Origin of the sequence: Burkholderia sp. AU19243 (genome assembly GCF_018148075.1) — a bacterium.
Lineage (GTDB): Bacteria > Pseudomonadota > Gammaproteobacteria > Burkholderiales > Burkholderiaceae > Burkholderia > Burkholderia latens_A.
Genome location: NZ_JAGSTV010000024.1, coordinates 1 through 13,967, shown reverse-complemented (window position 1 = coordinate 13,967; position 13,967 = coordinate 1). Strand labels below are relative to the sequence as shown.

Below are 13,967 nucleotides of genomic sequence, written 5' to 3'. Positions count from 1 at the left end.
CAGCCCGAGCGCTCGACGTAGCGGGTATGACATCGGTATCAACGGGCGGCCAACGACGTGTAACCGGCGGCCTTCGTGACATCGGCCTGCGGATTCGAGATCGCGTTTTGCATCACGCCGACGACCTTTCCGCCCTCGACGAGGGCAGGCGCATCGTGGCTCGGCAGCAGAAACCGGCTCGTTGCGAGCGCGCGCTTGATCGCGCGCTTTTCATCGAGCGTCGACATTGCGCGGTTCGCGGTGATCGTGGGTTCGTGCGCGGCCTGATCGAGGATCGGGTCGATCAGTTGGTCCTGCAGGTTGTACGCGATATCGCCGCAGATGTTCGCGATGCCTTCATCGGTTTCGACGAGCACCGACAGGGAACCCGGCGTGTGACCGCCGGACAGGCGGACTGCGACGCCCGGAATGATCTCTTCCTCGAACGTACCGTCGACGTCGAGCAGACGGATCGCGCCGCGCGTGTGCAGGCGGTCGATCAGATGCTTCGTATCGGCGGCTGTGTACATCAGCGGGCCCATGATTCCCGAGGCGGCGAATTCGAGCTCGCGGCGCGAGATTGCGACGGTGGTCGTCATTGGAAACCGGTCGGTCATGCCGACGTGATCGATATGCGCATGCGTGTGCACGATGTGGCGGATATCGCCCATCTTCAGCCCATGCTGCGCAAGGTGATGCTCGATCGTCATTTCCGGCGTGACTTCGTACGGCAAGCCGAAAGCCGTGTACTGCTCGACGTTGCGTGAGCCCGTATCGACGAGCACCGGATGTGCGCCGCCGGTGATCAGGAAGCCCAGCACCGGGATCGTCACCTGCTTGCCCGGTTCGCGAAACAGCACGAGACCGCTCGAATCGAGCGACATGTTGCCGAAATTGATGGGGTGAATCTTCAAGGCCATGGCTGCTCTCCGTTTGGATCGGCACTTTATTGAACCGATTGGTTCAGTATGAGTGCACGGAGCGGCCTACGCCAATTAAAAAAACCAATCGGTTCAAAATGAAGTGGCTATCGGGCCGAGGCGCCGGCCGTCGGGGGCGTCAGAGAAGGCGCAGCGCTTGCATGAATGCGCCGACGGCGTCGCTTTCCGCCAGTTGAGGCAAATTGCGTTCGATGCAATAACCGGCAAAGAACACTGTGACGATCGTTGCGATCGTTGCGGCCGGGAGCTGGTGACGTTCCGCTTCGATGTTTTCGATGATCTGCGGCATCAGCCTGTGGTGATACGCACCAACCACCTCACGGACCCGCTCGGACAGCGACGGGAATTCACGGATCGAATTGACGGAAAAACAGCCCACGCAGCCGTTGTCTTGCGGATCGCCGAGCCGAAGAAAGCGCTCGATGTTGCCGTAGCCCTTCGGTTCTGCGGTGAGGATCTGCTGTGCGCCCCGATGCTCGTAGTAATAGAGAAGGCTATGCAGGAACAAGTCTTCCTTGTCCTCGAACTCCGAATAGAGCCCGGACTTATTGACGCCGGTGGCTTGTTCCAGCTGCTGGAGCGAGGTGCCGGCGAAGCCGTATTTCCAAAAGAGCGGGAGCGTTTTTTCCAACACGCCGTCTCGGCTGAATTTTTTGGGTCTGCCCATTTCGGAACACCACACGATGAGATGCGAGCATTTTAAACCGAACGGTTCAGTTTGGTGTCGGCATTCGCATTCGTAGGGGTATCCGTCCTTTTCGCGCAAAACCTGACGATTTCGCAGCAAAGCCTTCTGTCGGAAGACTTTGTGCGCGATTCTGTCAATCGTTGACGGTGCCGGCAGGGATCTGTGCAGGCTGGTTCGCTAGACGGCACGCCGGAATTTTCCACATTCAAGCGGGACAGTTTTGTGGCGTGGGGTCAATGACAGTCCCCGCATCTCGCCCATTCAAACGAGAAATATAAGAACACCTACACAGCGTTCGACCCGCTCAGAAAGCGCAATACCGCCCAGTTGAACGCCCCGGCACGGTCGAGATTTGCATGATGCCCGCCTTCGGGAAGCGTTCCGAAGCGGGCGCCCGGAATCATGGCCGCGAGCCGTTGCCCTTCGGTCGCCGGAAAAATGCTGCCATCTTCGCTTTGCAGCACGAGCGTTTCGCTGCGTATGAGATTCAGTCGCCTTCTGACGTCGTAGTTCGCGATCCCCATGCAGAGGCGGGCGAGCTGCGCGGAATCGGTGGTTGCCGCACGAGCATGGCCGATTTGATACGCGATTTCACCGTCTTCCGATTGAGCGAATTCGGCGCTCACCATCAGAGGCCACATTTCCTCGAACCACCGCGTTGCGCCATCGTCGCGCGCGAAACCGCATTTCCAGAGCTCGAAGCGGCGGACGAATTCGTCGTCGACCAGGTTCGAGAAGCCGTTGCAGACGACCAGCTTGCCGACGCGTGCGGGTGCATCGAGAGCGATCGTCAAAGCGATCGCGCTACCAAGCGAGATGCCGACGAGGGCGGCACTTTCGAGGCCAAGGTAATCCAGCAGAAACTGCACGCCGCCGGCAAGTTCCCTCACGTCAAGCGTGCGGTCCGGATACGAGGACGCACCGTGCCCCGGCAGATCCGGCACGATCACGCGATAACCCGCTTGACGGAGAAACGGCATTTGCCGCGCCCATGCGAGACCGCAGCTACCCAGATCGTGAATCAATATGATCGGTTGGCCGCTGCCGACGTCCGCATAATAAAGATCGTGGTCACTGAATGATAGTTTTGCCATCTGCCTGCTCCACTGCTGCTCCCCACATGTGCTTCCGAACTATCTTAATATTGAGATATATTGGCTGCAAGTTGAGCAACCAAGCCCGCATCGAATGCGAGGATATTCATGATGGTTCCTGGCACCGAAGATCACGTTGACCTGGTCGTCGCGCAATGGCACGACGAGCGACCCGAACTCGATGTGAAGTCGATGGAGGTGTTCGGACGTTTGGCGCGCCTGGCGAAGCATTGCGAAAAGGCGCGGACCGAGGCGTTGTCGCCGTTTGGCTTCAAAGAGGGCGAATTCGACGTTCTGGCCACGCTTCGCCGGTCGGGCGCACCGTACGAACTGTCGCCCACGCAGCTATACCGGTCGCTGATGATTTCGTCGGGCGCGATCACCAACCGCCTGACGCGGCTCGAGCAGGCCGGCCTCGTCGAGCGTATTCCAAATCCGCAAGATGGTAGGGGAATGGCCGTGCGATTGACGCGCGAGGGGCTCGCGCTGATCGACAGGGCAGTGAATGTACACGTCGACACACTGAATCTGTTGCTCGGCGGGCTGAATCGGGACGACCGCACGACGCTCGCGCTACTCCTGAAGCGTGCGCTTCTCGCGCTACCGGGCGAAGCGCTGATGCCTGACGGCGCAGGGTGGGGGCGAGGGGAGCGGGTGTGACATACCGAAAGTCGTTGGGTTTAAGATAAAGACCGAAAAAAATGATGCCGGCGACAACAATAACGATAAGGAAATATCGTGCTTAAGAGTAATGTACTGCGCCAACTCGATCTTCAGGACGTGATGGTATTTCTGTGTCTGTACGAACATAAAAGCGCGCGCCGCACCGCCGAAGTCCTGAGCATCAGCCAGCCGACAGTCAGCTATTGCCTGAAACGCTTGCGCAATTGCTTTCACGACGTGCTCTTCGATGTCGATCGCGGCAGCCTCGTTGCGACGGCCAAGGCCGAGGCCATCGAACCGTATCTGCGAAACGTGATCGACGCGGTGAACCACTGCGCCGACATGGATGACGACCAGGTGGCCGCAACGTCACGTCGCGTGATGCGCGTATGCGCGCCGGAGTATTTCGAGCTGCTGCTGTTGCCGGGGGTGCTCGAGTCGTTCATGAAGCGCGGCCGTGAAACCTCGCTGATCGTCGATCGCCTCGGCCGCGAACTGCCGGTAGAACGGCTGCTGGCCGGAGAACTCGATTTCGCGATCGGCTTCGGCCCCGGCTATCATCGGCTGCATCCCGACCTGCAGTGGGAGTCGGTCCTCTCCGACACCTTCGTGTGCCTGACCGCTTCGCGCAAGCTCGCACAGTCGACGCGCGTCTCGCTCGACGAATTCTGCGACATGGCCCACGTGTTCCCGACGCCGTGGGTATCCGAGCGCAACATGATCGACGGCTGGCTCGAAAAGCTCGGCCGCTCGCGCAGTATCGTCGCGCGCGCCAACACGTATCAGGCCTGCCTGAACATCGTCGCGCGGCTGCCGGTCGCTCTGACGCTGCCACGGCGCCTGCTCCAGCACCTGTCGATTCCGGCGAACGTGCAGATCTGCGACGTGCCGCTCGGCTTCCCGACCTTCACGCTGGACGTGATCTGGTCGACACCGATGGAAAAGAACCCCGACATCCGCACCATGCGCAGCCTCTTCAAGGATCTCGCGAGCGCCAACGCGTTCGACCCGGGAGAATTGCCTCGCGCCTAGCCGCGACCGAGCCGCGACCGAGCCGCGCCGCGCCGTCCCGGCGACCGGTCCGGTTTATTGCCAGTGAGGAAGCAAAGCCGGGCTTCCTTTCAGGAGCCTGAACAAAATTCACATCCACCATTTAATTTTTAAAACGGTGCGCCCCGCCGTGTCGGTAGATTAGTCAGTGTTCGACGAGGCCGTGATTCGAACACAAAACTAACCACACTGAGAGGCAACTATGATGGATGTTATTGATGTAGTCGCTGCGAGGGTTCAGCATAAACCGTTACCGCGTTTCGGCTTCGAGTTGATCGAAAGCCTCGAGGCCGGTCAAAAGGCGATCGATCTGGTCGATACCGATCAGTTGTACGCGCAACTCGCCCATTCGGGTGTCGTGATCTTTCGCAATTTCGCCGATACGCTCGACGATTTCAACCGCTTCGTCAGCGAGCATTCGGCGCGCGTCACGTTCGACCCGGCGCGCAAGACTTCGACGGAAAACACCGCCGAAATCGATGCCGGCGAGCTGGAAATGGGCCTGCACCGCGAGAACGGCAACCTGCCGTTCACGCCTGACCTGCAATGGTTCTACTGCCTCGAGCCGGCTCGCGTCGGCTCCGAAACGACGATCTGCGACGGGCAGCGCGTGCTGCAGGAACTGACGCCGGCCGTGCGTCGTCTGTTCGAGCAACGCCAGATCAAGTATTCGCGCCGCATTCCCTGGCCGAACGTGCAACGCTTCCTGAGCGTCGAACTCCAACTGCCGGCGCACGAAGTGAACGACTCGCACCTCGAGGTCGTCAACCAGCGCGTTCGCGGCCAGCACTATCGCCGGCTCGACCAGTTTCTCGTGTCGTCCGAGCGTGTGACCGACGCGATCACCGTCAGCTGCTTCTCCGGCCGTCGCGCGTTCTGCAACTCGCTGCTCGGGCCGAGCGTGAACTACGAGCCGCCGCTGATCACGTGGGCCGACGGTACCGACATCGATTTCGAGGTGTGGGACGAAATCAAGGACGTGACGGCCCGTTATACGTACGACCTGTTCTGGAACAAGGGCGACATCGTCGTGATCGACAACAGTCGCGTGATGCATGGCCGCCGCCGTCTCGCGGACACGGGCCGCCGCATTTTCGGTGCGCAAAGCTATCGCAAGGGAGCCATCGCATGATCAGCGCACTTATCGAACGTCACTTCGCCGAAGCGCCGAACCGCATTGTCGTGCGGGAGATGGACGGCCGCGAATACTCGCTCGACCAATTGCGTGCCGACGTCGCGCGGATCGGCGGCAAGCTGGAGGAGGTGTACGGCGATTGCAGCGGTCTCGTGTTCGGTATTGCCGCGCGCTCCAGCTACACGTGGGTGGCGACGATGCTCGCGATCTTGCGCGTGAAGGCGGTGCTGCTGCCGGTGCCGATCGAGTTTTCCGACGAGCAGATCGGCAGCCTGTTGCACAAGGCCACCGCGATCTTCGCGCAGGATGCGCAAACGGCCGCACGCATCGGTTCGATCCTGCCGGGCATCTCGTGCATCAACGCCCCGAGCGGCGAATGGCCCGCAGCGGGTGCACCCACCGGCGAGCGGATCGAGCCGGGCATCTGCGGGATCATCCATACGTCCGGTACGACGTCGAAGCCGAAGGGCGTGAAGATCCGCGACGAGGCGGTCGGCCTGCTCGTGACGAACGTGCTGAAGCGCGTGCCGGCCGGCCCGCTCGATTACCTGTCGATCGTGCCGATGAGCCTGCTGATCGAACAGGTTCTCGGCGTGTTCCTGCCGGTGCTGTCCGGCGGCTCGCTGACGCTGATGCCCGCGCACTACGCAGAGTACGGCGCACGCAGCGGCAATGCGCGCGAATACCTCGACCTGATCGCCAGCGTCAATCCGAACTTCCTGTACTTGCCGCCGAAGCTGCTCGAGGAGGCCGATACCCTGCTGGAGTCGACCAGTACGACGCAACTGTTCGGTCGCCGCAATCCGCATATCATCACGGGCGGCGCGAAGATCCCGGCGACCGTGCTCGAATCGTTGGACAAGCGCGGCGTGCAGGTGTACGAAGCGTACGGTCTCAGCGAGAACAGCTCGATCATCTCGCTGAACTATCCCGGACAGCGCCGCATCGGTTCCGCCGGGACGTTCCTCGACGGGATCGAGCCGGTGATCGTAGACGGCGAGCTGCGCGTGCGCACACCGACGCTCTGCGCGGGCTACTACAACTCTGACGATACGTCGTGCGAGCTCACCGACGGCTACCTGCATACCGGCGACCTAGCCGAGATCGTCGATGGTTTCCTGTACATCACCGGCCGCAAGAAGCACGTGATCATCCTGTCGACGGCGCGCAACATCTCGCCGGAGTGGGTCGAGACGGTTTACAAGGAAAGTCCGCTGATCGACGACATCGTGGTGTTCGGCGAAGGGCGCGAAGAGCCGGCGGCGATCGTGCTGTCCACGCACGACGAAGCGGCGGTGCGCCACGAGATGGCGCGGCTCGAACCGCGGCTCGCGGATTTCGCGCGGGTGCGGCGCGTCCGGGTCGTGACCGACATCGAGCGCTTCCGCACGGATTACTACACGGTCACCGGGCGGCCGCGCCGCCAGCTGATCGAGCGTGACCATGCGGCGTCGCTTTACTGACCGGGGAGCCGAACGTGCAGATCGTACGGACCTTTCACCCGGGCCAGGACGCCTATCGCGAGATTCAGCTCGCGGTCTCGCAGCACTACTATCAGGCGCACGGCGCGCGTCCGGAGCCTCGCCCGGACCAGTTCTGGTGTCTCACCGACCGCAAGAGAACCTTGCCCGGATACGCGTGCCTGGGGCTCAGCTGGGGCGATAGCGCGCGGCTGTTCTCGGAGCACTACCTCGACGAATCGCTGACGAGCCTGTATGGGCTGTCGCGTGCGGAGCTGATCGAGCTCGGGCAGTTCTCGTCGTTCGGCCCGAAGGGCGCGGGGCGCTACCTGATGGCGAGCGTGTTCCGCACACTGGCCCAGCACCACTACCGATACGTGCTGATGACCGCGACGGAGCGGGTGCGTTACATCGTGCAGTCGTTGCAAATCGCCTATGACGACCTCGGCCGCGCGTGTGCGAGCCGGGTGCGTGACCGGCATGTCGACTGGGGCACTTACTACGACAACTCGCCGCGCGTCATCATGGTGAGGATCGACGACATGGCCAGACGCAATGATTTGCCGATGTGGAGCCCGCTCGGCGATCCGCCCTCGGCCCGAATGTCGCCGAGGCAGGTCGAATGCACCGCCAACGGTCACTGATCCCGACAGGCCGCACGCACTCGCGTCGGCCTGTCCCGTCATTTCAGGAACGTCCCCATGTCCAACTCAAACAGATATGAAAACTTCCTCGTGTTCCTCGCGCCGCTGATCAATAGCGTCGGCGGGATCGCGATCGATCTCTATGCGCCGAGCATCCCGGCCATCGGTCGTGAACTCGACGTCCTGCCGAGCATGATGCAGAACACGATCACGATTACGCTCGTGTTCTATGCGATCGGCCAGCTCGGGTTCGGCATACTGGCCGATTGGTGGGGCAGACGCCCGTCGATACTCTTCGGCCTCGTGCTGTTCATCGCCGGCAGTGCGCTGGCCGTCGTCGCGCCTTCGTTCGAGGTGCTGATGGCGGGACGCGCGATTCAGGGCTTCGCAATCGGATCATGCCAGGTCGTCGCGCGCGCCGTGCTGGTCGACCGGCTGAAGGGCGACCGCTTCCGCGTCGCGATCGTCTACCTCAGCCTGGCGTTCGGGTTGGGCCCGGTGATCGCGCCGTATGTGGGCGGACACGTGCAGGAGTGGGCCGGCTGGCGCTGGAACTTCGTCGTGTATTGCGGCTACGGGCTCGTCGTGCTGTCGTTTGCGTTCGCGGGATTGCGCGAGACGCTGCGGCCGGAATTGCGGCGCACGCCGCGGCAAACCATTGCGGGCTATCGCGAGATCCTGTCTGATCCGCACTTCCAGTCGGCTGTCGCGATGCTCGGGATGAGCTTCTCGGCGTTCCTGATGTGGAACGTGATCGGGCCGTACATCGTGCAGATCCGTCTCGGGCATTCCGCGGCCTACTTCGGCTCGACTGCGCTCGGCGTCGGCTTGTGCTACCTCGGCGGCACGACGCTGAACCGGAGCCTGATCCGCCGCTACAGCGGCGAGCAGCTCATGCGCGGCGGCATCGCGACCTTTGCGCTCGGGGTGGCCTGCGTGGCGTCGAGCGGCGTCGAGCTGAGCCTGGCGACCGCCCTCGGCGGAATCATGCTGATCGCGTTTGCGCAGGGCTTCATCTTCTCCAACGCGATGGCGCGCTCGATGGCCCTGTTCCCGGGCCGCGCCGGCGCTGCAGCCAGTCTGCAAGGGTGCCTGATGCTGGCGCTCGGTTCTATCGTATCGGGGGTCGTCAGCGCGTTGCCCATGGAGACGAACGCGACGATTGCCATCATGTTCGCGTGTCTGCTGGGCGTGACCATGATCGGCTTCCGGCAACTGCATCGCCGGCATCCGCAGGTGGCGCGATGAAGGCCGCCGTCGCGCTCGCGCTGCGGCTCGTGCTCGGCGCGTTCTGGAGCTGGGCGGGCTTGACGAAGATCGTCGGGCACTTCGATGCGGGCCCCTTTCTGACGGCTGCCGTCTCGCGATCCGCGGCGGCGCCCGAAGCGGTGCGGCTCGCGCTGACCAGCGCGATCGTGCACGTCGCGCTTCCGCACGTCGTCGCTGTGAACCTGATCGTGCCCTGGCTCGAACTGGCGGCAGGGCTGTCGATCCTGCTCGGCATCGCGATCACGTGGGGCGTTGCCGGCGCGGCTGCGATGTCGGCGCTGTTCCTCATGTGCGGGGCGGTCAGCACCAATCCGTTGCTGCTGTTCGGCGCCGTCCTGTTGGCCATGTCACACCGGTATGCGCGCGCATGCACCCTTCATGCGCCGCGAGCGCCTGCCACGAACATCTGAGCTCGTGGCGGGCGTTGTTTCGCCGCTTGTCCCGTTCGTAGGGGCAAGCGGCTTTTTTTCGTGTCACGCATGCGAAAAATTTAAACAGGGATTCGAAAAGTTGACGTCCGGGGGCGGCGGTTCCACTCAAACTGATGTCATGACTGATTCATTGAGGAGAGATCGGTGAGACGCTCTGTGTTCCTTGCCGCAGGCACGTTGATCGTCCTGTCCGGCGCATTGTTCCTTTGGCGCACGGAACGTGTATCGGCTGCCGATCGGCCGGCGTCGCCACCGTCGCCGTTGCCGGTCGAAACCATCGTCGTGAAGCCGCAGGCCGATGCGCCGACGCTCGAGGCGGTCGGCTCGCTCGAAGCGGTACGGCAGGTGACCATCGCACCGGAGGTCGCCGGTCGCGTCGTCGACATCCGGTTCGTCGCGGGCTCGCGCGTGAGCGCCGGACAAACGCTCGTGCAACTGTACGACGCACCCGAACAGGCGAAGCTCGCTGGCTTGCAGGCGAAGGCCGAATATACGCGCCGGCAGTTCGACCGTGCCGCGCAGCTCGTGCCGAACGGCGCCGAGCCGAAGGCGACATTCGACGCACGCCGCTATGAACTCGACGCCGCGCGCGCCGATATCCGCGAGACTCAGGCGGTCATTACGCAAAAGCTGATCCGCGCGCCGTTTGCCGGCGTGATCGGCTTGCGCCGCGTGAACGTCGGCCAGTACCTGAACCCGGGCGACCCGATCGCGACGCTGACCGATCTCGGTGTGTTGTACGCGAACTTCACGGTGCCGCAGAAGGAGTTGAGCCGCGTGTCGCTCGGCCAGGCGGTGCGCGTGACGACGGATGCGTATCCGGGGCGGACCTTCGAAGGCCACGTAACGGCGATCGAGCCGCAGGTCGGCGACGAGACCCGCAACATCACCGTGCAGGCCACGGTGGTCAATGCCGGCCAGTTGCTGCGCCCCGGCATGTATATCGACGCGCATCTGGCGCTGCCTGGCCGCGACGCGGTGATCAGCGTGCCGGATACCGCCGTGCAGACCTCCCAGGCGGGCGATACCGTGGTGGTGGTCGAGCAGCGCGATGGGCGCGGCGTCGGCGTTGCCCGCGTGCGCCAGGTGCGCGCCGGCGCGCGCGAGCGTGGCCGCATCGTCATCGAAGACGGGCTGCGCGCCGGCGACGTGGTCGTGACGACCGGGCAGTTGCGCGTCGCACCGGGGGCGAAGGTGCAGGCGCTGGCCGATGCCGGCACACAACAGGAGACGGTGCGATGAGCCAGACCACGCAAGGCGCGCGTTTCACCGACATCTTCGTGCGGCGGCCGGTGCTGTCGATCGTCTGCAGCCTGCTGATCCTGCTGGTGGGCCTGCGCTCGCTCGGTGCGCTGCCGGTGCGCCAGTACCCGATGCTGGAGAGCGCGACGATCAGCGTCGAGACGGCCTATCCCGGTGCGTCGCAGGCGTTGATGCAGGGCTTCGTGACGACGCCGATCGCACAGTCGATCGCGACCGCGGACGGTATCGAGTATTTGACCTCGACGTCCACGCAGGGCAAGAGCGTCGTGAAGGCGCGGCTGCGCCTGAATGCGAACGCCGATCGCGCGATGACGGAAATCATGGCGAAGGTGCAGGAGGTCAAGTACAAGATGCCCGAAGGCGCGTACGACTCCGTGATCACCAAGCTGACCGACGCGCCCACGGCCGTGATGTATCTGGGCTTCTCGAGCGATACGTTGTCGATCCCCGAGATCACCGATTACGTGGTGCGCGTGGCGCAGCCGCTGGTCACCACGGTGCCCGGCGTCGCGTCCGCTGAAATCGTCGGCGGGCAGAATCTCGCGATGCGCGTCTGGCTCGACGCGTCGCGGCTCGCCGCGCACGGGCTGTCGGCCGGCGATGTCGCGGCCGCGCTGAAGGCGAACAATGTGCAGGCTGCGCCGGGCCAGTTGAAGGGCGCGCTGACCGTTGCCGACATTTCCGCGAACACCGACCTGACCGATGTCGGCGCGTTCGGCAACCTCGTCGTGAAATCGGAGGCGAACGGCAGTTTCGTGCGCTTGCGCGACGTCGCGACGATCGAGCTGGGCGGCCAGCAATACAACGCGAGCGCGCTGATGAACGGGCACCGCGCGGTCAACATCGCGATCAACGCGACGCCGTCGGGCAACCCGCTCGACATCGTGCGCGGCGTACAGGCGTTGCTGCCGACGATGGAGCGCAGCAAGCCGGCCAGCATCAGGATCGGCGACGTATTCGACGTCGCGCGCTTCGTCAACGCGTCGATCGACGAGGTGCGCGAGACGATCGTCGAGGCGATCGCGATCGTCGTGGTCGTCATCTTCCTGTTCCTCGGCTCGTTCCGTGCGGTCGTGATTCCGGTCGTGACGATTCCGCTCGCACTCGTCGGCTCCGCCGCACTGATGTTGGCTGCGGGCTTTTCGCTGAACCTGCTCACGTTGCTCGCGATGGTGCTGGCGATCGGGCTCGTCGTGGACGACGCGATCGTCGTCGTCGAGAACATTCACCGGCACATCGAATCCGGCGAGCCGCCCGCGCGTGCGGCGCTGCTCGGCGCGCGCGAGATCGCGTCGCCGGTGATCGTGATGACGATCACGCTCGTTGCGGTGTATGCGCCGATCGGGCTGATGGGCGGGCTGACCGGCTCGCTGTTCCGCGAGTTCGCTTTTACGCTCGCAGGGGCGGTGTGCGTGTCGGCGGTCATCGCGTTGACGCTGTCGCCAATGCTGAGCTCGCTGCTGCTCGACAGCCGGATGTCGGAGGGCCGGGTAGCGCGGGCGATCGAACACACGCTCTCGCGCGTCACGCACGGATACCGGCGCCTGCTGCACGCGAGCCTCGGCGCGCGGCCGGCGGTGCTGGTGTTCGGAGCGGGCGTACTGCTGGGCATCGGCCTGCTGTTCAGCGGCGTGAAGCGCGAACTGGCGCCGCAGGAGGACCAGGGCTCGATCATGCTGCAGGTGAAGGCGCCGCAGTACGCGAATCTGGATTACCTCGAACGCTACGCGCCGCAGATCGAGAAGGTGTTCCGCTCGCTGCCGGAAGCGGATACCAGCTTCGTGTTGAACGGCGTCGGCGGGGCGAACCTCGGCTTCGCCGGCGTGAACCTCGTCGACTGGTCGAAGCGCACGCGCAGTGCGGCCGACCTGCAGGCGCGAGTGCAGGCGGGCGCCAACGCGATCGCCGGCGACCAGGTGTTCACGTTCCTGCTGCCGTCGCTGCCCGCGTCGAGCGGCGGCCTGCCGATCCAGATGGTGCTGCGCGCGCCCGCCGATTTCAACAGCATCTTCGCGACGATGGACAAACTGAAGGCTGCCGCGTCGAAGAGCGGACTGTTCTCGGTGGTCGACAGCGATCTGACCTTCGACAGCCGCTCGGTCGGCGTAACGATCGACCGTAACCAGGCGAATGCGCTCGGCGTGACGATGAAGGACATCGCCGACACGCTCGCTGTGCTCGTGGGCGAGAACTACGTGAACCGCTTCGATCACAACGGCCGCTCGTACGACGTGATTCCGCAGGTCGCGCGTGCGGAGCGCCTGTCGTCGGACATGCTGAACCGCTACTACGTAAAGACGCGCGGCGGCAAGATGGTCGCGCTGTCGACCGTCGTGCGCGTGTCGAACGGCAGCCAGGCGAACGCGCTCACGCAGTTCAACCAGTTGAACTCCGCGACCCTGTCGGCGGTGGCCGCACCGGGCGTGACGATGGGGCAAGCGGTCGAGTTTCTGCAGAAACAGCCGCTGCCGGCCGGCTACGAGATCGACTGGCTCGGCGAATCGCGGCAATACGTGCAGGAAGGCAATCGGCTGACGGTCACGTTCGTGTTCGCGCTCGTCGTGATCTTTCTGGTGCTCGCCGCGCAGTTCGAGAGCCTGCGGGATCCGCTCGTGATTCTCGTGTCGGTGCCGCTGTCGGTGTGTGGCGCGTTGGTGCCTCTGTACCTCGGCTTCGCGACGCTGAACATCTATACGCAGATCGGGCTCGTGACGCTGATCGGCCTGATTTCCAAGCATGGGATCCTGATGGTGAGCTTTGCGAACGAGCTGCAACGCACGCAACATCTCGACCGGCGCGCGGCGATCGAGCACGCGGCCACGGTGCGGCTGCGGCCGATCCTGATGACGACGGCCGCGATGGTCGCCGGGCTCGTCCCGCTGATTTTCGCGCGCGGCGCGGGCGCGGCCAGCCGCTTCGCGATCGGGATCACCGTGTCGACCGGCATGCTGGTCGGTACGCTGTTCACGCTGTTCGTGTTGCCGACCGTGTACACGCTGATTGCGAAGCGCCATCGCGAGGCGGCGAACAGCGAGCGCGCCCGCGTGCTGGAGACCGTATGAAAGTGCAATCTGAAACGCGTGCCGCGACGGGACGCAACGAGGGCAACATGAGTGGAATTCGGATGATGGCCGCTGCGGCGCTCGCGCTGTTCGCCGCGGGCTGCACGCTGGCGCCGCATTACACGCGGCCCGACGCGCCTGTCGCGCAGGCATACCCGTCCGGCGGCGTCTATGCGACGCAGCCCGGCGCTGCCGGCGCGCGCAGCGCGAACGGCCAGGCGGCGACCGCCATCGGCTGGCGCGAATTCTTCGTCGATCCGCGCCTGCAGCGGCTGATCGAGATCGCGC

At 64.0% G+C, this 13,967-nt stretch carries 12 protein-coding genes and 1 pseudogene; 10 read left to right on the top strand and 3 right to left on the bottom strand.

Features of this window, described 5'->3' with window-relative positions:
• Positions 1-38: 38 nt before the first annotated feature.
• The 3 genes from KDW55_RS27980 to KDW55_RS27970 all read right to left on the bottom strand — a co-directional run bounded on the left by KDW55_RS27980 (position 39) and on the right by KDW55_RS27970 (position 2,702).
• Positions 39-899: an N-acyl homoserine lactonase family protein gene (locus KDW55_RS27980; RefSeq protein ID WP_038570962.1), complete on the bottom strand. Its 861-nt coding sequence runs from the start codon at positions 897-899 to the stop codon at positions 39-41.
• A 139-nt stretch (positions 900-1,038) separates the two neighbouring features.
• A complete protein-coding gene (locus KDW55_RS27975) occupies positions 1,039-1,587 on the bottom strand; it encodes a TetR/AcrR family transcriptional regulator (protein WP_059548200.1) in 549 nt (182 codons plus the stop codon).
• 305 nt (positions 1,588-1,892) lie between these two features.
• Entirely contained in the window at positions 1,893-2,702 is an 810-nt protein-coding gene (locus KDW55_RS27970) for an alpha/beta hydrolase (RefSeq protein WP_038570957.1), read from the bottom strand.
• 108 nt (positions 2,703-2,810) lie between these two features.
• Between KDW55_RS27970 and KDW55_RS27965 the strand changes: the two genes are divergently transcribed.
• From KDW55_RS27965 to KDW55_RS27920, 10 genes and pseudogenes are all read left to right on the top strand, one after another.
• A complete protein-coding gene (locus KDW55_RS27965; protein ID WP_038570953.1) occupies positions 2,811-3,362 on the top strand; it encodes a MarR family transcriptional regulator in 552 nt (183 codons plus the stop codon).
• Between the two features lie 78 nt (positions 3,363-3,440).
• Positions 3,441-4,397, top strand: a complete 957-nt coding sequence (locus KDW55_RS27960; RefSeq protein WP_212161709.1) for a LysR family transcriptional regulator — start codon at positions 3,441-3,443, stop codon at positions 4,395-4,397.
• A 220-nt stretch (positions 4,398-4,617) separates the two neighbouring features.
• On the top strand, positions 4,618-5,547 hold the full coding sequence (locus KDW55_RS27955; RefSeq protein WP_038570947.1) for a TauD/TfdA family dioxygenase: 930 nt from the start codon (positions 4,618-4,620) through the stop codon (positions 5,545-5,547).
• Entirely contained in the window at positions 5,544-7,013 is a 1,470-nt protein-coding gene (locus KDW55_RS27950; protein WP_212161708.1) for an AMP-binding protein, read from the top strand. The genes KDW55_RS27955 and KDW55_RS27950 overlap by 4 nt, the downstream gene beginning before the upstream one ends.
• Before the next feature lie 14 nt (positions 7,014-7,027).
• Entirely contained in the window at positions 7,028-7,654 is a 627-nt protein-coding gene (locus KDW55_RS27945; protein ID WP_038570942.1) for a thermostable hemolysin, read from the top strand.
• A 57-nt stretch (positions 7,655-7,711) separates the two neighbouring features.
• Entirely contained in the window at positions 7,712-8,902 is a 1,191-nt protein-coding gene (locus KDW55_RS27940; RefSeq protein ID WP_038570939.1) for a multidrug effflux MFS transporter, read from the top strand.
• 59 nt (positions 8,903-8,961) lie between these two features.
• Positions 8,962-9,333, top strand: coding sequence for a DoxX family protein (locus KDW55_RS27935; protein WP_249174527.1), 372 nt, complete (start codon positions 8,962-8,964; stop codon positions 9,331-9,333).
• A 165-nt stretch (positions 9,334-9,498) separates the two neighbouring features.
• Positions 9,499-10,596 (top strand): efflux RND transporter periplasmic adaptor subunit, encoded by a 1,098-nt coding sequence (locus KDW55_RS27930; protein WP_212161705.1) that lies wholly within the window; start codon positions 9,499-9,501, stop codon positions 10,594-10,596.
• On the top strand, positions 10,593-13,679 hold the full coding sequence (locus tag KDW55_RS27925) for an efflux RND transporter permease subunit (RefSeq protein WP_059548193.1): 3,087 nt from the start codon (positions 10,593-10,595) through the stop codon (positions 13,677-13,679). The genes KDW55_RS27930 and KDW55_RS27925 overlap by 4 nt, the downstream gene beginning before the upstream one ends.
• 47 nt (positions 13,680-13,726) lie before the next feature.
• A pseudogene (locus KDW55_RS27920) lies at positions 13,727-13,967 on the top strand (multidrug transporter); the annotation flags it as partial.